21 protein-coding genes are annotated in these 19,808 nt (G+C 52.3%); 13 read left to right on the top strand and 8 right to left on the bottom strand.

Going from position 1 to position 19,808, the window contains the following annotated elements; translation table 11 throughout:
* Positions 1–6 precede the first annotated feature (6 nt).
* The 11 genes from WC598_RS00210 to WC598_RS00160 are packed head-to-tail and all read left to right on the top strand — an operon-like array spanning position 7 to position 10,062.
* Positions 7–2,118: a minichromosome maintenance protein MCM gene (locus WC598_RS00210; RefSeq protein ID WP_372959446.1), complete on the top strand. Its 2,112-nt coding sequence runs from the start codon at positions 7–9 to the stop codon at positions 2,116–2,118.
* A gap of 14 nt (positions 2,119–2,132) precedes the next feature.
* Complete coding sequence (locus tag WC598_RS00205) at positions 2,133–2,486, top strand: dihydroneopterin aldolase family protein (RefSeq protein WP_372959445.1); 354 nt, start codon at positions 2,133–2,135, stop codon at positions 2,484–2,486.
* Complete coding sequence (locus WC598_RS00200) at positions 2,458–3,288, top strand: TatD family hydrolase (protein ID WP_372959444.1); 831 nt, start codon at positions 2,458–2,460, stop codon at positions 3,286–3,288. Before WC598_RS00205 ends, WC598_RS00200 begins: the two co-directional genes overlap by 29 nt.
* Before the next feature lie 42 nt (positions 3,289–3,330).
* The gene (locus WC598_RS00195) at positions 3,331–3,618 is read left to right on the top strand and encodes a DUF424 domain-containing protein (RefSeq protein ID WP_372959443.1); all 288 of its coding nucleotides are present in this window, start codon (positions 3,331–3,333) and stop codon (positions 3,616–3,618) included.
* Positions 3,619–3,620: 2 nt separating this feature from the next.
* On the top strand, positions 3,621–4,667 hold the full coding sequence (locus WC598_RS00190) for a 60S ribosomal export protein NMD3 (protein ID WP_372959442.1): 1,047 nt from the start codon (positions 3,621–3,623) through the stop codon (positions 4,665–4,667).
* A gap of 3 nt (positions 4,668–4,670) precedes the next feature.
* A complete protein-coding gene (locus WC598_RS00185) occupies positions 4,671–5,549 on the top strand; it encodes a class I SAM-dependent methyltransferase family protein (RefSeq protein ID WP_372959441.1) in 879 nt (292 codons plus the stop codon).
* On the top strand, positions 5,546–6,709 hold the full coding sequence (gene coaBC / locus WC598_RS00180) for a bifunctional phosphopantothenoylcysteine decarboxylase/phosphopantothenate--cysteine ligase CoaBC (protein ID WP_372959440.1): 1,164 nt from the start codon (positions 5,546–5,548) through the stop codon (positions 6,707–6,709). The genes WC598_RS00185 and coaBC overlap by 4 nt, the downstream gene beginning before the upstream one ends.
* Before the next feature lie 48 nt (positions 6,710–6,757).
* The gene (locus WC598_RS00175; protein WP_372959439.1) at positions 6,758–7,624 is read left to right on the top strand and encodes a pantoate kinase; all 867 of its coding nucleotides are present in this window, start codon (positions 6,758–6,760) and stop codon (positions 7,622–7,624) included.
* Positions 7,621–8,352, top strand: coding sequence for a 4-phosphopantoate--beta-alanine ligase (locus tag WC598_RS00170; RefSeq protein WP_372959438.1), 732 nt, complete (start codon positions 7,621–7,623; stop codon positions 8,350–8,352). The genes WC598_RS00175 and WC598_RS00170 overlap by 4 nt, the downstream gene beginning before the upstream one ends.
* The gene (locus WC598_RS00165; protein ID WP_372959437.1) at positions 8,339–9,334 is read left to right on the top strand and encodes an AAA family ATPase; all 996 of its coding nucleotides are present in this window, start codon (positions 8,339–8,341) and stop codon (positions 9,332–9,334) included. The genes WC598_RS00170 and WC598_RS00165 overlap by 14 nt, the downstream gene beginning before the upstream one ends.
* On the top strand, positions 9,331–10,062 hold the full coding sequence (locus tag WC598_RS00160) for a class I SAM-dependent methyltransferase (RefSeq protein WP_372959436.1): 732 nt from the start codon (positions 9,331–9,333) through the stop codon (positions 10,060–10,062). Before WC598_RS00165 ends, WC598_RS00160 begins: the two co-directional genes overlap by 4 nt.
* A 318-nt stretch (positions 10,063–10,380) precedes the next feature.
* Here the strand turns inward: WC598_RS00160 and WC598_RS00155 are convergent, their stop codons facing one another.
* The gene (locus WC598_RS00155) at positions 10,381–11,715 is read right to left on the bottom strand and encodes an AIR synthase-related protein (protein WP_372959435.1); all 1,335 of its coding nucleotides are present in this window, start codon (positions 11,713–11,715) and stop codon (positions 10,381–10,383) included.
* 62 nt (positions 11,716–11,777) lie between these two features.
* On the bottom strand, positions 11,778–12,743 hold the full coding sequence (locus WC598_RS00150) for a tetratricopeptide repeat protein (RefSeq protein ID WP_372959434.1): 966 nt from the start codon (positions 12,741–12,743) through the stop codon (positions 11,778–11,780).
* Between the two features lie 181 nt (positions 12,744–12,924).
* Here WC598_RS00150 and WC598_RS00145 point away from each other — a divergent pair, with 181 nt between their 5' ends.
* Positions 12,925–13,434 carry a type IV pilin gene (locus WC598_RS00145; RefSeq protein WP_372959433.1) on the top strand — a complete coding sequence of 170 codons (510 nt, stop codon included), beginning with the start codon at positions 12,925–12,927 and terminating at the stop codon, positions 13,432–13,434.
* A 15-nt stretch (positions 13,435–13,449) separates the two neighbouring features.
* Here WC598_RS00145 and WC598_RS00140 read toward each other — a convergent pair whose 3' ends face one another.
* On the bottom strand, positions 13,450–13,737 hold the full coding sequence (locus WC598_RS00140) for a rubredoxin (protein WP_372959432.1): 288 nt from the start codon (positions 13,735–13,737) through the stop codon (positions 13,450–13,452).
* Positions 13,738–14,479: 742 nt separating this feature from the next.
* On the bottom strand, positions 14,480–15,040 hold the full coding sequence (locus tag WC598_RS00135; RefSeq protein WP_372959431.1) for a DUF99 family protein: 561 nt from the start codon (positions 15,038–15,040) through the stop codon (positions 14,480–14,482).
* Positions 15,041–15,078: 38 nt separating this feature from the next.
* Here WC598_RS00135 and aglJ point away from each other — a divergent pair, with 38 nt between their 5' ends.
* The gene (gene aglJ / locus WC598_RS00130) at positions 15,079–16,002 is read left to right on the top strand and encodes an S-layer glycoprotein N-glycosyltransferase AglJ (RefSeq protein WP_372959430.1); all 924 of its coding nucleotides are present in this window, start codon (positions 15,079–15,081) and stop codon (positions 16,000–16,002) included.
* A gap of 170 nt (positions 16,003–16,172) precedes the next feature.
* On the opposite strand, the gene WC598_RS00125 is transcribed toward aglJ, so the two are convergent.
* The 4 genes from WC598_RS00125 to WC598_RS00110 all read right to left on the bottom strand — a co-directional run bounded on the left by WC598_RS00125 (position 16,173) and on the right by WC598_RS00110 (position 19,609).
* Entirely contained in the window at positions 16,173–16,712 is a 540-nt protein-coding gene (locus WC598_RS00125) for an aldolase (protein WP_372959429.1), read from the bottom strand.
* A gap of 251 nt (positions 16,713–16,963) precedes the next feature.
* Entirely contained in the window at positions 16,964–17,236 is a 273-nt protein-coding gene (trxA, locus tag WC598_RS00120) for a thioredoxin (RefSeq protein ID WP_372959428.1), read from the bottom strand.
* A gap of 52 nt (positions 17,237–17,288) precedes the next feature.
* On the bottom strand, positions 17,289–18,758 hold the full coding sequence (locus tag WC598_RS00115; protein WP_372959427.1) for a preprotein translocase subunit SecD: 1,470 nt from the start codon (positions 18,756–18,758) through the stop codon (positions 17,289–17,291).
* On the bottom strand, positions 18,755–19,609 hold the full coding sequence (locus WC598_RS00110; protein WP_372959426.1) for a protein translocase subunit SecF: 855 nt from the start codon (positions 19,607–19,609) through the stop codon (positions 18,755–18,757). The genes WC598_RS00115 and WC598_RS00110 overlap by 4 nt, the downstream gene beginning before the upstream one ends.
* Between the last annotated feature and the right edge of the window lie 199 nt (positions 19,610–19,808).

Genomic DNA, 19,808 nt, shown 5'->3' with positions numbered 1-19,808 from the left:
CAGATTATGGACAATACCCCCGGTCTCAATGAAACAGACAAAACCGGTGACTGGAGCCGGCTTCTCAAACAGAAATATAAGAGAGAGCTCGGCGAGATATCGAGGGAATATCCCCACAAGCGGTCCCTCTACATAGATTACCGGGACATCGAGAGGTTCGGGAAAGTCGGTATCAGCCTTGCAGACGAGCTTCTTGAAAACCCCGGCAAGGTGATCGAAGATGTTCTGGAAGCGATCAAGGCCAACCAGCTCATCCGTACAAAGGACGGCAATGAACCAAAAGGGATCAATATCCGGTTCACGAATCTCCCGAAGAAAACCGCGATCCGGAATATCCGGTCCGAGGATATCAACACGTTTGTTTCTGTAGATGGTATCCTGCGGAAGACAACCGAGGTCCGGCCCCGCATTGTCGAGGCAGTTTTCCGCTGCCCAGCTGGCCACTTTACCAAAAAGGAACAGAAATACGGGAAATTCATTGACCCGGACGGGTGCGCAACGGATGGGTGTGCCCTGAAAAAGATTGAACTCATCCCCAAACGGTCGAAGTTTGTCGATTCCCAGAAACTTCGGATCCAGGAGTCACCTGAAGGATTGCGGGGCGGGGAACAGCCCCAGACACTTGATGTTGATGTCACTGACGACCTTTCGGGAACAGTATCACCGGGCGACCGGGTCATCATCAACGGCATCCTCCGGTCAATGCAGCGGGTGATCAAGGGGGAGAAGAGCACCGTCTTCGATATCTTCCTTGAATGCAATTCCATCGAAGTCGCCGAGAAGGAGTTCGAGGAAGTTGAGATCGACGAGAAAGCCGAAGATGAAATTCAGCGCCTCAGCCAGGACCCGATGATCTACCGGATGATTACCCACTCCATCGCCCCGACCATTTATGGCGGAGAGGATGTCAAGCAGGCCATTGCCCTTCAACTCTTCGGCGGCATTGCAAAAGAGATGCCGGACGGGAGCCGGCTCCGGGGCGATATCCACGTCCTGCTCATCGGGGACCCGGGTATTGCCAAGAGTCAGCTGCTCCGGTACGTGGTGAAACTCTCCCCGAGAGCGATCTATACAAGCGGCCAGTCCTCCACGGCGGCAGGTCTCACGGCAACTGCGGTAAAGGATGAATTTGGCGAAGGACGCTGGACGCTCGAAGCAGGAGCGCTCGTGCTCGCCGACATGGGTGTTGCGGCGGTCGATGAGATGGACAAGATGGAGAAAGGCGACAGGTCCGCCCTCCACGAGGCAATGGAGCAGCAGTCGATCAGCGTTGCCAAGGCCGGGATCACGGCAACGCTCAAGTCGCGGTGTGCGCTTCTCGGGGCGGCAAACCCGAAGTATGGCAGGTTCGACATGTTCGGCGATATCTCCGACCAGATCAACATGCCCCCCTCCCTCCTCTCCCGGTTCGACCTCATCTTCATCATGACCGACCAGCCGGAGCAGAAGCGGGATCTTGCGATTGCCGAACACATCCTCAAGGCCCACAGCACCGGGGAACTGATCGCCCAGCACAAGAAAACACCCATCCCCGGGGTTACGGACGAGTACATTGCACAACAGCTCAAACCGGTCATGCCGGATATCGACCCGACATTGTTCCGTAAGTACGTAGCCTATGCCAAGCGCTCGTGCTTCCCGATGCTCTCTGCGGAGGCAAAAGAGGCCATTGTCAGCTATTACCTCAAACTCAGGGGGATTGCTGAGCCCAACAAACCCGTGCCCGTGACTGCACGGCAGCTCGAGGCACTCGTGCGTCTGGCAGAGGCCAGTGCCCGGATCCGCCTTTCCAACAAGATCGATCTGAGCGACGCAGACCGGGTCATCCATATTGTGGACGCGTGCCTGCGCCAGATCGCCTACGATGCCAAGACCGGGACATTCGATATCGACAAAGTCGTAACCGGTATATCAAAAGAGAAGCGCGATATTGTCCGGGTCATAAAAGATGCCATCCGGGACATTGGCGGTGAAAACCGGCGGGCCGGCATCGACCAGGTGATCGATGCCGTGAGTTCCAAGGGGTTTGCGCGGGATAAAGTAAAGGAAGGGATCGATATGCTGCTCCGGCACGGCGAGGCCATGGAACCGAAATCCGGTATCATCCAATTGATCTGAATGGAGAAAACATCATGCTGACAGACCGGGAAACGGCGATATTTGAAGCAGGGATAAAACTTGGCGCACTCTACCACCAGTGGGTAGGAACACCAATCTCACGAAAATCCGCTGCGAGTGTTGAGACCGCGATCGAACAGGCAGTTATTCTCCAGCCGTTCGTTGAAGAGATTACGGTAAGGTTAAACCGGGATCTGATGACCGAGAACACGTTCGGGTACAGCGAACTCTCCGGCCTGATGTTCGAGGTTGAAATTGTTACCCGGGTCGGGTTTGCCTATTGCCGGGCCTGCCTCTCCCCCTGTGAGACATACCCGCTCATGAAAGTCGTGGAGTGCCATGAAATCCCCCCGGTTTCCCGTAACTGATGACCATATCCACATCGACCCGGTCAACGGGCGGGGAATAGAAGCGGCAAAGGATTTTCTGCGGGCCGGTGGAACGCACATGTTCCTCGTCTCAAAACCTTCCTGGTCACTGTCCGTTCACCCAGATGCCGGTCCCGATTATGCCCGAGTCTTTGACGAGACCCTTCGGGTTGCAGATCTGATTGCAGAGACCGGGATAACGGTCTTTCCCGTGCTGGGAGTCCACCCGGCCGAGATAACCCGGCTTACAGAACGGATGACTCTTGACGAGGCCGTTGAGGTCATGAAAGGCGGACTCACCTGTGCGGCAGGGTACGTTTCGGAGGGAAAAGCGGTAGCGCTCAAGAGCGGACGACCGCACTACGAAGTTGCACCGGATATTCTTGCTGCATCAAACCAGGTCCTTACGCATGCGCTTGAGCTTGCCGCGGACTGCAGCTGTGCACTCCAGATCCATGCGGAGACCGGCCCATGTACCGACATTGTCGGGCTGGCAGGGGAGGCCCGCGTCCCCATTGAGCGGGTGGTGAAACATTACGGGTCTCCGGATACCCCGCTCCACCCGTCCCTCATCGCAAAGCACGAGGGGATAGAGCAGCTGGTCCGGGAGCACCGCAGGTTTACCATGGAGAGCGACTACATGGACGAGAACTCGCGTCCCGGTGCGGTCATAGGACCCAAATCCGTTCCCCGGTACACCAACAAGCTCCTGGAACAGGAAAAGATCACAGTAGACGACTGTTTTTTCATTCATGCCGAGACCGTGGAAAAAGTCTATGGCGTTCCCATCCGGCTTAGTTGATCCAACTCACCTTTTTTATCCCGCCCCGCCAATGAATGATCAATGTTTCTGAAGGTTCACCAGTCACCGGGAACGGCGGATGTCGTGGCGGTGTGTGATCGCGAGCTCATCAACACCACGATCCGGCACAACGATCTCACCGTTACCATCACTGAGGCATTCTACGGGAACTACCCTGTAACCGAAAACGAAGTCAGGGATGCATTACGAAAAGCCGGAAACATCAATCTCATGGGAGAGCGGTCGGTGAGTCTTGCCATCGAGATGGGACTTCTCACGCGATCCGGCTGTATTATGATAGGGACCGTGCCTCACGCACAGATATTCTGATTATGAATGCAACAATAAAAGATAATTTCTGCCCTAAATGCGGAAAGCCAAGCCAAGCCCCGGGGCTCTGCACCGAGTGCAGGATCGGCAGTACCCCGTGGTTCACCTGCGACCACCGGGTCAAGAACATCCAGTGCCCCAGCTGCGGGGCAACGAAACAGGTGAACACCTGGACCGATTCCACCCTGGACCGGTCGGAGATTGGACCGGACCTGGCAAGGTCGGGAGTCCATTTTCACCCGGAAGTCAAGAAACCAACCATTGACGTCCGTATTGAGGATATCAGTGTCAACCGGTCCCGTGCAATCCTGACCCTCCACGGAACCATGTACAAAAAACCGGTTGAGGCAACCTGCACAACTGAGATCATCTGGCACAAGGAACAGTGCGACCGGTGCAACCGTATCAGCGGGAGTTACTATGAGGGGGTTATCCAGGTCAGGGCGGAGGGACGGATCCCGAGTACCTTCGAGACCCAGATGGCGGCATCCATTGCCCAGCAGGTTGAAGATTCGCTCCAGTCCGGCGGCGAACGCCTCTCGTTCATCTCCGATATGACCGCGACCCGTGACGGCATCGATATTATTGTCGGGTCACAGCACATCGGAGCAAAGATCTCCCAGGGTATTATTGCCCAGCTGGGAGGCAGGTATACCACGCATCCCAAACTGGTCGGGGAGAAGAACGGCCGCCAGCTCTTCCGGATAACATACTCGGTCAGGCTCCCACGGTTCCAGAAATTCGATGTGGTTGTAATAAAAAACCGGTATTACGAGATCGACCGGATTGAATCCCACCATGTCAAAACGTTCGACCTGGCGGACGGATCCTCCAAGTCCTTACGTGAAGACGATATCGAGCGTATTCTCGGAAATGCCCGTAATTCAGAATCCGCCTTTGTGGCATTTGCAGAGAATGCAACGATCGGTATCATGGATCCGGTAACCTGCCAGACGCAGGAGTACCGGAAACCGGGCTGGCTGGAGGCGAAAGCCGGGGATCATGTGGCGGTCCTGCGGGACGCTGACCACCTGGTTATTGTCAGGTAACGGATGCGGGTCAGACAGGTACCCAAAAAAAACCTTGGCAATCTCATTACTGCTGAGTGGGTGGACCGGAAACGGCGACCCTGCATAGACGGGGATATCGCATGGGTCCCGGTAAAAGATGGTGAGCAGTTCGATCGTGATATTCCCGAGCGTTCCCGGTACAAGGGACGCGGGTATTATATGATCGGCGATATCGCTGTTATTCACGGCACCAGGCCGGGTCCGTCTGAGATCGAAGAAATTGTTGCGTTCCGGCATCCCGGGGGCATTCTTTGGATCGAGTCCCTGAACGATGTGACAAGGACACCGCACACCCACCTTGTCTGGGGTGACGGTGGAGAGGTATCCCACAAAGAGAGCGGATATACCTACATCCTCGACCCGGCGAAAGTGATGTTTTCCCAGGGAAACCGGGAAGAGAAGATGCGGATGGCATCCCTTATACAAAACAGCGGGCATGCAGAACGGGTAGCAGATATGTTTGCCGGGATCGGCTATTTCACGATCCCCATGGCCGGTGCGGGAGCCTCGGTCCATGCCATGGAGATCAATCCCGTGTCCTTTGGTTACCTTCAGAGAAATATCCAGAAGAACAATCTTTCTGACAGGATTCATCCAAGCCTCGGGGATTGCCGAACCTTGCTCAAAGGAACCTACGACCGGATAGTCATGGGTCATTTCGATGCGATCAGTATGCTCCCCGCAGTTTTCCCGCATGTGACTTCCGGCAGCATCATTCATCTCCACAGCATCGGCCTAGTTGAAGATGCGATACATGCAATCATGGAAGGGGCAGGTTTTTCTGTATCCATCGATGTACATAAAATCAAGAAATACCGCCCGCATGCATGGCATGTTGTGCAGGACGTGACCATCGGATGACACCCCTCCAGACCCTTGCCGGGAAAGAGATCGTTGTTGCAGTTACCGGCAGCATCGCGGCTGTTGAGACCGTGAAACTGATCCATGCCTTGCGTAGGTGCGGGGCCGTAGTGCAGACGGTCATGAGCACTGCGGCAGAAGGCATCATCTCTGCAGATGCCCTCACGTACGCGAGCGGAAGGGATGCAATAACACGGTTGTCAGGGCGGGTGGAACATGTCACATTCTGCGGGGATGGCGGCAGTGCGGACCTCCTGCTCATTGCGCCCTGTACGGCAAATACCCTCAGTAAAATCGCCTGCGGGATCGATGATACTCCGGTCACGACCTTTGCGACAACAGCTCTTGGCAGCGGTAAACCCGTACTCCTCGTCCCCGCCATGCACCACAGCATGTACCGCCATCCGGCACTGGGTGAGAATATCCGGAAACTCAAAACCTGGGGGGTCGGGATCATTGAGCCCCGGATTGAGGAGGGGAAAGCGAAGATTGCGGAAACCGAAGAGATTGTCCTCCGGTGCGAACGGGCGATTCTCGGAACCGTTCTGACCGGCAGGCACGTCCTCATCACGAGTGGCCCCTGTCGCGAACCGGTGGATGATGTCCGCATTCTCACAACACGATCGAGCGGCCAGATGGGCCGGGCCCTTGCCCTCCAGGCATTCCGGCTCGGCGCTGAGGTGACCGTAGTTCACCGCGACACGTTTCCCTGTGTAAACAACCTGAACGCGGACTGTGCAGCGGATATGCGCACTGCGGTTCTTTCCCATCTCAAAGAGAACAAGGGAACGGACATTTACATCAGCGCTGCGGCAATCTCGGATTTTGCCCCGGAAAAGACCGATACCAAGATCCCAAGCGGAAAAACCGTAACTATCCGGCTTGATCCCCTCCCGAAACTTCTCGATGACGTGCAAGTGATGTACTCCCCGCTGGTTGTGGCGTTCAAACTCGAACGGGAACCGGAGAAGAAGGCAAAAGCCATGATAGAAAATGGTGTCTCGCTCGTCCTCATGAACCCTCCCGAGACGATGGGGAGCTCACACGGGGATTATATCCAGCTCAGTGCACAGGGGCGGATTCCCTGCAGCGGATCAAAAGAAGAGGTTGCGGCTGCCATCTGGGAGACGCTCCTCCGCGACCACCTCCAATGTGCGTAAGAATTGTTTAAAGAGAAAAACCACCCAATTTATCCGGTAGTTTTGTTCATGAGCGAGACCCCTGTTACTGCCTTTTGCCCGGGCCATATCTCCGGCTATTTCAAGCGGGTAGCCGGAGCGGACCTTGCAACAACGGGCAGTATCGGGGCCGGCATCGTGATCAGTGAAGGTGTCACGGCAACGGTTTCTCCTTCAGATACAACATCGATCTGCATCCGCGACTTCTCAAAGGGCCGGAACAACCCGGTAATCCGGAATTCCTCGCCCCCGCTATCATTCGTCCTGGAACGTCTCGGCGTGAGCGCAACGGTTGTCACGGAATGTAATCTCCCGATAGGAGCCGGCTTTGGCCTCTCTGCGGCCGCACTCCTTTCCACGCTTACGGCAGTCAACCGGCTTCTCGGGCTGGACCTCAGCGTCCATGACATCGCACTCATTGCCCACGAAGCCGAGGTTGTCCACAGGACCGGTCTTGGCGATGTTTCTGCATGCCAGGCCGGAGGGCGTGTGCTCCGGAAAGGACCGGGTATCGATGCTGAAATCGAAAGGAGATTTGATATCCGGGATCCGCTGTATGCAGTATGTTTCGGACCCATCCATACGCCCTCGGTTCTCGGATCATCGGAACAGATGGAACGGGTCTCGGCCGCATTTCCCCGCACACATCCTGAAAGTCCTGACCGTTTTTTTAACCTGTCCCGGCAGTTCACAAGGGACAGCGGTCTCATGACGGATCGGGTGAAAAAAGTACTGGACATATGCGAGGAAGAAGGGGTCCTTTCGAGTATGACGATGCTGGGAAACGGGGTGTTTGCCTGCGGGAGAAAGGCAAACGAAGTGCTCGGCCGGTTCGGGAGTGTTTACGAGTTCAGAATGGCGGAAACCGGTGCCCGCATCCCTGGAGAAAGACCATGATACCCAGAAGCCACCCCCGCTACCGTTCCCTCGTCACCCGCGAGCTGCTTGCAGGTTGTGCAAAAAGCGGGATTGTTTCATGGGAAGGTCTCACGGCACATGGAAGGGGAGAGGCATTCGATTATCTTCTTGGGGAAAAGACGACTGACAGTGCCCGTCTTGCGGAGAGGATTGCCGCAGCGTTACTCATGTCCGCCCATCACCCTGTCATTTCCGTGAACGGTAATACGGCAGCTCTTGCTGCACCGGAGATTGCTGCCCTGCAGAAAACCAGCGGTGCACTCGTTGAAGTCAACCTTTTCCACCGGACGGAAGCCCGGGTGCAGCAGATCGAAGACCTGCTGCGATCTGCCGGTGCGGATGTCTTCTCCGGCAAGGCCGAACGCCTGCTCCCCCTCGATCACGACCGGGCATGGTGCCGGCGCGAGGGCATGTATTCTGCCGATGTCATTCTTGTTCCTCTTGAAGACGGGGACCGCGCCGAAGCCCTGGTGGGCATGGGAAAGACGGTGATCGCAGTTGACCTCAACCCCCTTTCCCGCACTGCCCGGAAAGCAACCCTCACCATTGTCGATGAACTCACCCGCGCACTACCGGAAATTTCCCGGGCCTGCCACGACCTGACAGAAGAAGAAAGCAGACAGATTATTGCGTCCCTGGACAACAAGTATCTTTTATCCGAGGCGATCCGTGCAATGACCGGGAGGCTCAACCATGCTCTGGACTGAACAGTACCGGCCGGCAACCCTGGATGAGATCCTCGGGCAGGACCAGGTCATTCACCACCTCTCGCGGTTCGCTGCTTCAAAAACCGTGCCGCACCTCATTCTCACCGGCCCTCACGGGACAGGCAAAAGTGTTGCCATCGAGAACTTCGCAAAAGCCCTCTACGGGGAGGACTGGCAGCAGAATACGTCAGTCTTTCCCACGGCGGACGTATTTCTGCAGGGCAAGGCATTCCTTGAACAGGATGACCGGTTTTCACACCTGTACCAGAAAAGCCAGTCCCTCATCACCAACTTCAAGTACGTCATCAAGTGGTATGCTTCCCTGCGCCCCCTTGATGCCGAATTCAAACTGATGGTGTTTGAAGATGCACACACCCTGACCCGGGACGCACAGCAGGGGCTGAGAAGGATCATGGAGCGGACAAGCGGTACCTGCCGGTTCGTTTTCACCACAACCAACCAGAGCGCGCTCATCCCGGCCATCACGTCCCGCTGCCTGCCGTTGTTCTTCGCCCCGCTCGGCCAGGATCTTGTTCTCCGGAAACTCCGTTCCATAACCGAACACCACCCTCAAAACAGCCATCCCTGCTCCGGAGACGACCTGGAACTCATAGCCCAGGCTGCACAGGGGGATCTCAGGCGGGCCATCCTGCTGATTCAGGTTGCCCTTGAGACGGGCCGGTGCAGCGACCTGTTTACTGTTGCCCAGTCCGAGACAGCAACGGTAGCAGACTCTGCGATTGCCACGCTCAAGTCCGGGGATGCAAAAGGAGCAATCCGTAAACTGGAATCGCTCATGATCGATTACGGCCTCTCGGGCAGTGAAGTCTTCTCCGAGATCAGGAGCACCATACGGCGTGAATATAATGACCCGAGTCTTGTCATAGCCCTTGCCGATGCAGAACACCGGACCCGGCACGCGAACAATGAATTCATCCAGGTCTCCGCCTTTGCAGCAGGAATACAGGAGGTATTCCTGTGAGTTCCATTAAGCAGGACAAGATCCAGGAACATTACGATACCGTTGCCGATACGTATGACGATCATTACGATCAATACCGCGGGAGGAACTATCACAATCATATCAGCAGCTATCTCATCCATGCTCTCCCAGCGGAAGGAAATCTCCTGGATATCGGATGCGGAACCGGTCTCTTTATTGAGAAATATATTCAGAACGGGGGCTCTGCCATAGGTCTCGATATCAGCAGTCGGATGCTTACCCTGGCAAGAAACCGTTGTTCGGGTAGCGAGTTCACCCTTGCTTCAGGGGATACACTTCCCTTCTGCAACAACTCGTTTGATGCGGTCTCAAGCCTCCTGGTTTTCAGTTATGTAAAAGACCCGCAGGAGATGCTTAATGAAGTGTACCGGGTGCTGCGGCCCGGGGGATCGATTGCCATCTGCACACTCGGGAAAAAACTGATCACGAAGGGAATCCCGGCACTCTACTACATCAGTGAAAAAATGAACGTCAACCATATCCTGATGAAGGATTTTGGGGAGCATTATTTTGACGAGAGCGAGATGAACCTGTTGTTTGGCAATGCCGGGTTCTCCAACATTTCAGTGAAATGGTGCTCGTTTGCCCATATCGACATGATAAACCCACTCTTCCATCTGGCAAAAAAGATGGAGCCTTTTGTGGAGAAGCGCATTCCCCAGCTGGCCTACAATATTTTCGTCAGCGCAAAAAAACCAGAAGACTAAGAACTCGGATAAAGTGCCAATCCAGCCCCTAACATCTATCTTTTACAATAGTCCGCCCCCCCTTTGCGCCAGCCCTGCCCCCATTGGGGGCGGGGGCGCATGCGATTCCTCGGTATTACCAAAATCCCGATTCTGGTAATACAGCACTATCGCAACCGGGGCGCCATAGCGGCGGGGCGAAGCCCCTGGAGCGTCAGTATTTCCGCTCCAAAACGAATTTACTTTTTTTTATTAAAATTTTAGGCATGTATTTTTTACCTTTTTTCACTCAGTAAATCCTTCCTGGATTTAAGGGGCTGGAATAGTACATTACCCAGACTACTTCCTTTTTTGTTTCCGGAGCAGGTTTGCAAGCACTCGCTGCTTTTTCTGTATCGCTGCTTCCGAAGCCCGCAATACGTTTGCTTTCATCTCATCGAAATTGCGGACATCTGTATCGGCTACCTTTTTAACCGGTGTGTATGCGGATTCCCGGAACCGGGGGGAAAAGTCCTGTTCTTTCCCGTCAACCAGGAGAACCGATTCAGGTTTTCCTTTCTCAACGTACCCGATAGTCTGCATATTCACGCCAGAGGATCTCACAACCCTGCTGATCTCATCCGCGGCATCGGCAGGAGCAACGATCAGGAGCGCGTCAATAGATACACCAAGGTAATCGATCTCCAGTTTCTCGAGCATCTGGCGGACATGGGGTTCAACCAGGCCGGCCATCGCGGATTCGTCGATTATGATCCTGCACCCGGCGGTCTCGGCCATCTCGAAGGCATCGCCCCTCAGCCCGCCATTGGTCACATCGGTCATGGCATGGACGCGGTAAAATACGTCGCTCTTCATGAGGGTTTCGCAGGCCATGAGGAAGTTGAGATTGATGGTCTGCTCGACAACTTCGGGAAACCCGGAATAAATTGCTGCCGTCGCAATCGTTCCTCCGCCGGCTCCTTCGGTCATCAGCAGGACATCTCCGGGGGCGGTGGATTTGCGGGCGGTGAGATGATCTGCAACCCCGACAGCCCCAACGCAACCGGTAAGACGGTTCCCCAGCACCATATCCCCGCCAATGCGGAGCGTTGACCCGGTTACGAGGGGAACATTCATCGCCTCCCCCACAGTAGTGATTCCGGCAGTATAATCGAAGATCTTTGCAACATCTCCGTCATCGGCAACGTGAATGTCCGAGAAGAGCATAACCGGTTTTGCACCCATCACATAGGTGTCCCGCAGGGTTGCACGGGTGACATGAAACCCGGCAAGGTACGGGAAATCCGAGAGCCGGGAGTGCATGCCATCCACCGTACAGATGATATAGTTCCCCCCGGCAGAAACAGCCCCTGCATCATCCATCTCGTCAACACCTACCGAGGCCGAGGTTTTTCCAATGATCCGGGCTATCTGGCGGTGGGCAAAGAAGTCCCCCTTCCCCCGGGAACCAACCCCGAATTCACCCATTTTTACACCGGCTTGTTCGAACGAGAAGAAATCCCCGGTTAAATCCTGGCTGTTCTTCACTTCCTGAATGACAGCATGGGCAAATGCCGATGCATACGAGAAATTTGTCTTTTTCATCCCGATGATGTGGTCGGTAAGACTCTTATGAATAACCGGTTCCTCTTCACCGTCTGCAAATTTCCTGCGGACAAATTCCTCAACATCCATACCCATCTGTACGTGAAATAGGCATAAAAAAGGGAGGGATTTGACGAGTCCTGGTCTGGAAATTATCGGAGAAGAATCCCAAAGACATCCGAAAAACTGCGGAGTGCCTCATCGAATTTGCCATTCTTCAGGAGTGACAGTCCTTTCACGAGACGAATCCTGACATCCTTTGCATCAATATAATACGCTTTGTCAAAGGCCCGGGCCGACTCTTCGAGTCTTCCGAGCATGAAACAGGAGTTGCTCATGACAACCCAGGCATCCGCATTTTGCGGGTCGATTGCAAGGGATTTATCGAGGGCCTGGATCGCATCAACATGCCTGCCCAGCAGACTTAAGGCAAGCCCTTTCCGGTACAGGGTTTTTGCATCGTTCGGGGAAATTGCGAGCGCACGGTCAAGCATCTCAAGTGCTTCGCCATAGCGTTTCAGGTTTATCAGTGCTGCACCTTTTTTTGCAAGGGCAGAAAGGTAGAACGGATAAATTTTCAGGGCACGATCATAGCAGGCAATCTCTTCATCGTACCGCTTCAGTTTTCCATATGCAAACCCTTTGTTTGCCCATGCAGAAAGGTAACGGGGGCGTATTTCCAGCGCACGCTCACAACAATGAATCTCAGATTCAAATCTTCCAAGCATGCCGAGAGCCACCCCTTTGTTGTTCCACGCAGTTGCATTTTCGGGATCTATCTGCAGGGCTCTCCTGCAACATTCAACCTTATCATGAAAACGGTCGAGCATTCCGCAGGCAAAACCTTTGTTGTTCCAGGCTTCAATGCAGTTCGGATCCAGTTCAATGGCTTTATCGCAGCAGGCAATTTCCTCCTCAAAGCGCCCCTGTTTCCCCAGGGCAAAACCCCGGCCAACCCATGCAAGAGAGAAGGTTGGATCGATAGCAAGCGCAAGCGAAAAGGAGGTGAGCGCCTCTTCATGATTTCCCTCGCGCCCGAACGACATGCCCTCCAGGTACAAATCCCTTGCAGTCTTGTGAGAACGCACATTTTCCGATACTTCCGGGGCTGATTCCATAGAGAATAATCCTGGATAGGGCAATTTATTTCAAAACTTCTTAGTTGACGTCGTATTTATGTTAGCGGATATTCCGACTATAAAATGCATGGACCGGACTGGAACCGCTCCGCAGCCGAAGAAATATTTTTTTAGTATATTATTCAACAATGAATATAACTATTAAAAATCAAGTGAGTTTATGTGCCCGGGTTTTCATTCCGAAGAGGCTGCCTCTGTTGCACTTGGCGTGATTCTCCTTGTTGCGATCACATGTATCCTTGCAATTCTTGTCCTGTTGCTGTTCCATTTACCCAGTTTTGTAATGGAAGAGAAAACTGTTCCGGCAATTTTTAAAATTACACAGATTCAGCATGTCTACAAATATGGAAAGGGAAATTTTGACAGCTATATGGTTGTCATGAATACGGCAACCATCAGTTATGACAACCAGAACCTGTATGCCAAAACCTACAGAAACGGGGTACTACTGAATTGTGCAATCCCTACCCTGAACGGGCACGATTTCATTGACGGGTCACACCATTTCGATGTCAAGAATTTAAAATCAGAGGGAAAAACGTGGTATGCCGGTGCAACGGTCGGGATCGATTACGAGGATAAAACATTTCATCCCGGAGATTCAGTAACTTTTGAAGTGTATGATCTTAAAACAAAAGAGATCCTGTCCCGCCATACATTCCGGGCATGAGGAAAAAGGAATGAATCAGTCATCCAGACGCTTAAAAACCCCTTTCTTGGCTTTCAGGATTTTACATTCAGGACAGCGCCATGTGTCCGGAACATCTTCCCATGCGGTTCCGGCAGGGATACCATTCTTTGGATCCCCCTTTATTGGATCATAAATGTAATGGCATTCAAGACAGACCCAGCGGGACATTTTTGCAACGTTTGACATGGTATCTTCAACTCCGTAACCAACGAGATTTCCCATTTTTATGTCTCGTTTATTTATAAGAATCCTTCTTTCCAGGCAACTGGTGGGGGTAAACACGAAATTTTTGTAAGACCTGCGATCAATTACATGGTTTTTGCCTCTTCACGAAAAAGAACATGCGATTAGTACTCATCATTCACGTCATTCATGGGGCTGCTTGCCCCTTTCACCTTCATACAAGATGCCGCCATCCCCGGTCGGTGGGAACGCCATAACGCCGTTTCAATTATCTGTGCAAAAATGAAATTTTACTCTCGCATACCCTGGAGAGACCTGATGGGAAGAACTCACGCTATCTATCCACCATTTCAACGATTTTCGTAATATGATCCCGGATCCATTTGGATCATTTCTGATAATTTTCCAGAGCAAAACCTCCATTTCTGTTTTTGTACAAAAAAATCCGCAATCCATCTCCGGCATTTTTTTTAATCACCCCCTCAGCCCCTGCTCAAAAATTTTCAATCGCACCTTGATTGCATTTTCCGGGCCATCACTTCGGAGAATCAAAATTTTTGTCGCATGTACCTGCCGATTGTCGGATAATTATCCGATTATCGCCTCATCAACTGACACCCCATGATCGCGATTGAAAATTTTCACGCAGGGTCTGCCATAAAAAAATGACTTGGAACCTTGCACAAACAATGTGATACCAGGTCCTGTCCAGATATTTTTCATCATTGGGTAGATGAGGGTATTATTGATCAGACCTCCTGAATTGTTGAGCAGCGTATCTCCACGTTCGTCCGTACATGTTGTTGACCCTCACCACGAGTGTGATAAAACCCCCTCGTATCTATAACGGGAGACAGGGAAGATGGCGGGCGCACAGGCGGGCTACCCGTAACGGTTCCGGAATTTTACCCTCATGTGTAAAATCCCTGCACAGTCGAGCTGCATCCTCATTTCCAATCCCCCACGACCGCAGGAAACTGACATGACCCTTTGTCAGTTCAACCGGATAACGATCCCCCAGTTTCAGGTAGGCATCAATCCGCCCCTGATCACCGGGAAAATGATAACGGATATCGTCCAGGAGGCCCGGGGACTCCTCATATGTAACACCGATGACCGGTATTCCGGTTGTTTCGGTTATGCGGGCGGGGTCAAGGATGTTAAACCACGCAATCACACACCCGGACAGGAGAATAGCATTGATGTCGGTCCGGTCTAAATCCTGAATCATTTTCAGGACGGTATCCGTTGCATCCGTTCCTCCTACGGTCACCTGACCAAATGAGAAGCCATCGATCCGGAGATCTTTGCGCATAACAACCCCTGCGAGGTTGGAATGGACCCGGCCGGAATAACTTTCCGCTATCCCGAATGCCCGAAGCCCTTTTTTGGGGAGGTGCATAGAAGCACTTATGACAACCGATTAAAAATACTATAGCAATGAAATTCAACAAAGATGAGGTCTGCATCTTAATCCCAACACTCAATGAAGGGCCGACAATCGGGGGCGTTGTCAGGGAATTCAAGAGCCTTGGATATAATCATATTCTTGTTATTGACGGTAAGAGTACGGATGCTACCGTAAAAAACGCCCGGGAAGCCGGGGCAAATGTCCGGTCCCAGTCCGGTAAAGGCAAGGGGAATGCAATTATCGAGGCATTCGAGGTTATCGAGGAGCCATATATCCTCATGCTGGATGGGGATGGCACCTATTCCGCCAAAGATGCAGAGAAGATGCTGACACCCTTATTCTTGGGATTTGACCAGGTGATCGGTGACCGCCTCATCAATGCAGAGGAAGGATCATTCTCCCGGCTCAATCTTTTTGGAAACCACATGCTGAACCTGCTGTTCAAGGTAGCCCACAGCAGGGATCTCCATGATATCCTGTCGGGATACCGGGCCTTCACAAAACTTGCCATCCACCAGATGCACCTTAAAGAGAAAGGGTTTGAGATTGAGACTGAGATCTCGGTGGAATCCGTCAGGAACGGCCAGAGGGTCATGGTCGTGCCGATCCGGTACCTGCGGCGCCCGGGAACCGCTACAAAACTCTCACCGTTCCATGACGGGATTAAAATCGTGAGCACAATTTACCGCCTTGCCCGGGTTAACAACCCCATGTTTTATTTCGGCATGATGGGGTTATTCACTACCCTTCTCGGTATGCTGGTTGGAGTATACGTTCTCCTGGAGTGGCTCCGCCATATCGAACATATCCCCCTCACGATCCTTACCGTGCTCCTTATCGTTGTTGGCATTGAAATTTTCATGTTTGGTATGATCAGCGATATGCTGCTCGTATTCCACCGCGAGATCATACGGGAAATCCAGTTGCAGCAGCCTCCCAGACCCCCCAAGTGATCCAGTAACGTACTGTAAGCAAGTATAACAGAACCTTTTTTGGTGCGGGCTGGCAGGATTCAGCGGGTTTGTATTGATTTCCCGAGAGTAAAGCAGATCTTCATGCTTTTTTATACGAAATAACGCCGGGACAAATCCACAAAAAACAGATTCACATCAAAAATGTGCAATCAGCTGAACCCTTTTTTCAGCGCAAGCACTCTGCACGAGTGTTCAGCGAGAGAGGTATAGAGGTATGCTTCGTCAAGGGTTTTTCCTGCTGCGAAACTCCCATGTCCGCGAACCATGACCAGCTTCGAGTGGACGAGAACAGATGCAACATTATCAGCGATCTCCTGTGAACCCGGAGCGCCGGTCACAACCGGAATCACAGGACAGAGCATCTGGCCTTCGCTGTCTTCAGGAATGATCTCATCGAGAACCAGCGATGCAGCAATAGCTGCAGGGGGGTGGGCATGGACAATTGCCCGGCAAGAGGGGCTCATCGTGTATACTTCCCGGTGAACGCGGTATTCGCTTGATGCTTCTTTTGGAACCTCTCCGACAAAGGGAACAAAAACCAGTTCTCCTGCAACATCGAGATATGCACCCGTCCGTTTAATCAGGAATCCTGCGTCTTCACGGCGGATACTGATGTTCCCGAAATTTCCCCCGACAAGGTGTTCGGCAAAAAGCCGTTTTCCGATCCGTTCAAATTCTGCTGAAGACATTCATTCCACCATTATCCTGCGATCTTTTCCGGGAGGTTCAGCGATCGTGTACAGGGCGTGATCCGATACCGAAATCACGGCACAGAGAAAACCCCTAATCAGTTTTCAGGATTCAAAAGGATCATACCTGGAAAATCCGCATGTAACCGTGTGTGATCTCTGTTGTGGAACAGGATACAATAATTCCGGATTTCTGTATACCGCCACCATTTGCAGATAGTTTCCGCCGCCCCTGGAAATCCGAAATTTCCTTATCCAACCAACGGCACCAGGATTTTTTCCAGGGTGGCAGCATCCGTGACACCTTCCATCGACTGGACAATCTTCCCGTCTTTCTCAATGATCAGGGTCGGGACAACACGGATCCCATATTTTTCCGCGAGATCCATGTGCTGGTCTACATCCACTTTCCGGATTTCTATGGATGCACCCATTTTCTTCTCCAGTTCCTCAAGTATCGGTGTCTGTAATCTGCAGGGGCCACACCAGGTGGCGAAAAAGTCGAATAATACCGGTTTGCTCATCAGATATACCCGGTAAAGTAGTCGATTAAAAAAATGATAAATCTATGGATTGTTACTTGGAGAGGATCTCCATGATGATCTTCCCGTACGCCGGACGGGTGACAATGACCCCCACAAGGACACCAAGGATGGTGATCAGGGCGAATCCCTGCAGCGTTGTGAGGGGGAACAACATCAGGGGCACCATGGCAATAATCACCGTGGCTGCGGCAATGATGATGATCATCAGGGCTCGTCCAAGCCTCTTAAGGTAGAGGTTGGGGGACGGGACACGACCTTCATGAAGGATCTCATCGGTGATGACGACCATCTGGTCGATACCTGTACCTACGACAGCGACAAGACCTGCTATCGTTGGCAGATCGATCTGGAATTTGATTGCACTGATGAATCCCAGGAGGATGATGACCTCAGATGCATTGATCAGCACCATCGGAAGGACAATGCTTGGTTCACGATACCGGTAGTAGATGACTATACCAACGGTGATGAGGGCAAGAATACCGGCAATAACCGAGACCATCTTGTTCTTTGCACCCTGCTCGGCAGGAACTGCACCGCTGCCAACAATTGTTGTTTCTACCGGCAATGCACCGGCACGGAGGTGGATGTTGAGGGTTTGTGCAGCATTCTCCCCGGCATTTCCGGATCCTGTTGTTGCAGACCACTGGCGGTTGGGACTGCTTCTGAGTTTTGCTGCAGCATCCGCAACCATCGGGGCGTTGAAGACGGTTTTATTATCAAGGATCATGATAAGGTAATGATCCTCGGGATTTGTGGTGAGACCGTACTTGATTGCAGCCTGCTGGAGTGCAGTTGCACCGGCTTCATTCAGGGTAAAGGGAACTCCCCATGAGCCTCCCCGCTGGAGATCCTTTTCCGGATTCCCTACACTGGAGATCGAATCGCCATACAGGACGTGTTCGCTCTCATTTCCAGAGGTCTGGATTCGGATCTCGAATTTACCCTGCTTCCCGACAAGAGCTTTTGCCTGGTTCATATCCACACCGGCCAGTTCAACCCGGACGTACTGTGCGACATTTCCCATGCCGGTCATGATGTTGATCTTTGTGTCCTTTGTTCCAAGGGAGTTGAGTTTATTCTCAAGGATCTTCTTGACCAGTTCACCGGTCTCCTTTGATACCCCCTGCTGGTAGGACGTTACCTTGCCACCTGCACTCTCGAAGATCTTCTCCAAATCCGCACGTGAATAATATTTCCGGATTTCGAGATGGGTCGGGTTGGCTGTGTCAACAATGATCACATCCGTATCCATTGTCTTGGAGAGATTGGATACGAATTCGCTGATGGGCTGATCCGTGGTGAAACCAACAACTTCGGCCTTGAATTCCATCTGGAGCCACGCACCATTCTGGAGATCAAGTCCATACTGCAGGTTTGTGGTAAAATTTCCCTTATCGTCGAAATGCGGGTAGATGGCCACGACCGATAGTACAACAAGGATCAGGAGGGCTGCTACCCGCCAGTCCGCAACAATTCTCTTGATTTCCTTTGCGTTCATTTGCCACCTCCTTTCAGGACATACCATTTGAGTATACCGGCATTGGTCAGCCAGGTATTCAGGACATCCGCCACGAGTCCGATGAGGAGTACTGCGGATATCTCCCACAGGATCTCGACGCCACCCAGCCAGGACACAATAAACATGGCCACGGCGGCAGCAAATGTCGTAGAGGTCATAATGATACCGGTCCGGAATGCCCCGGTCAGTTTTTCATTGAGTTTTCCCTGCCGTTTAAGCACTCGCGTTGTCAGCAGGATGTCGCTGTCCACAGAATAACCGATGAGCATCAGGAGTGCCGCCGTTGTTCCCAGGGTTAACGTCAGACCGAGGACACTCATCGCGGCCGCAGTCATTGCTATATCAGCAAATGCTGAAAGGACTACTGCACAGGATGGGATAAATGTCCTGAATGATATGAAAACCACAATTGACATCCCAATGAATGAGAGAATCAACGCAAGGACTGCCATTGACTGATTGCTCTTCCCAAATGTTGGATCAATCGATGCCATGGATTCATGTTGCGGATAATTCTTTTCCACTACCACCTGGAGGGCGTCGAGTTTTGCCTGCTCCATAGGGCCAAACTGTAACAGTTTCCCGTTGATACCTTCCTTGATACTCACCAGGGGATATTCAGTAAAGACAGCATGAATCTGGTCATCTGTTTGAGAGGTAGTTACCGAATACGAATATCCTCCGGCATATTCCATACCGGGTGTCACGGGCATGCCCGTGGTCACCAGGTTGAAGCCAAGTATTGCAAGGGAGATTACCAAAAGCACGAGGGGTAATATCACCAGTTGTTTTGGCGAATATTTCTCGATATTGTAGTTGATCAATCCCATGACTTAATCATCTGTTCACTTCGATTAAATAGTTACCAGATTGGGAGAGTACAGGCAATACATTGCCATAATCACGATACCTCCCGAAAAATTTCGCAGAAAAATAATGTCTCTCCAAAAAATGGTCAGTTTTACAATCAGGAATTGGATATCGCGCAAAATCAAAAAATATATATATTGTGACCTGCGAGAGTAAATG

The sequence above is a fragment of the Methanoregula sp. genome (genome assembly GCF_041645475.1).
Classification (GTDB): domain Archaea; phylum Halobacteriota; class Methanomicrobia; order Methanomicrobiales; family Methanospirillaceae; genus Methanoregula.
Note: the sequence above shows the minus strand (reverse complement) of the source record. Positions and strands in the feature narration are given on the sequence as shown.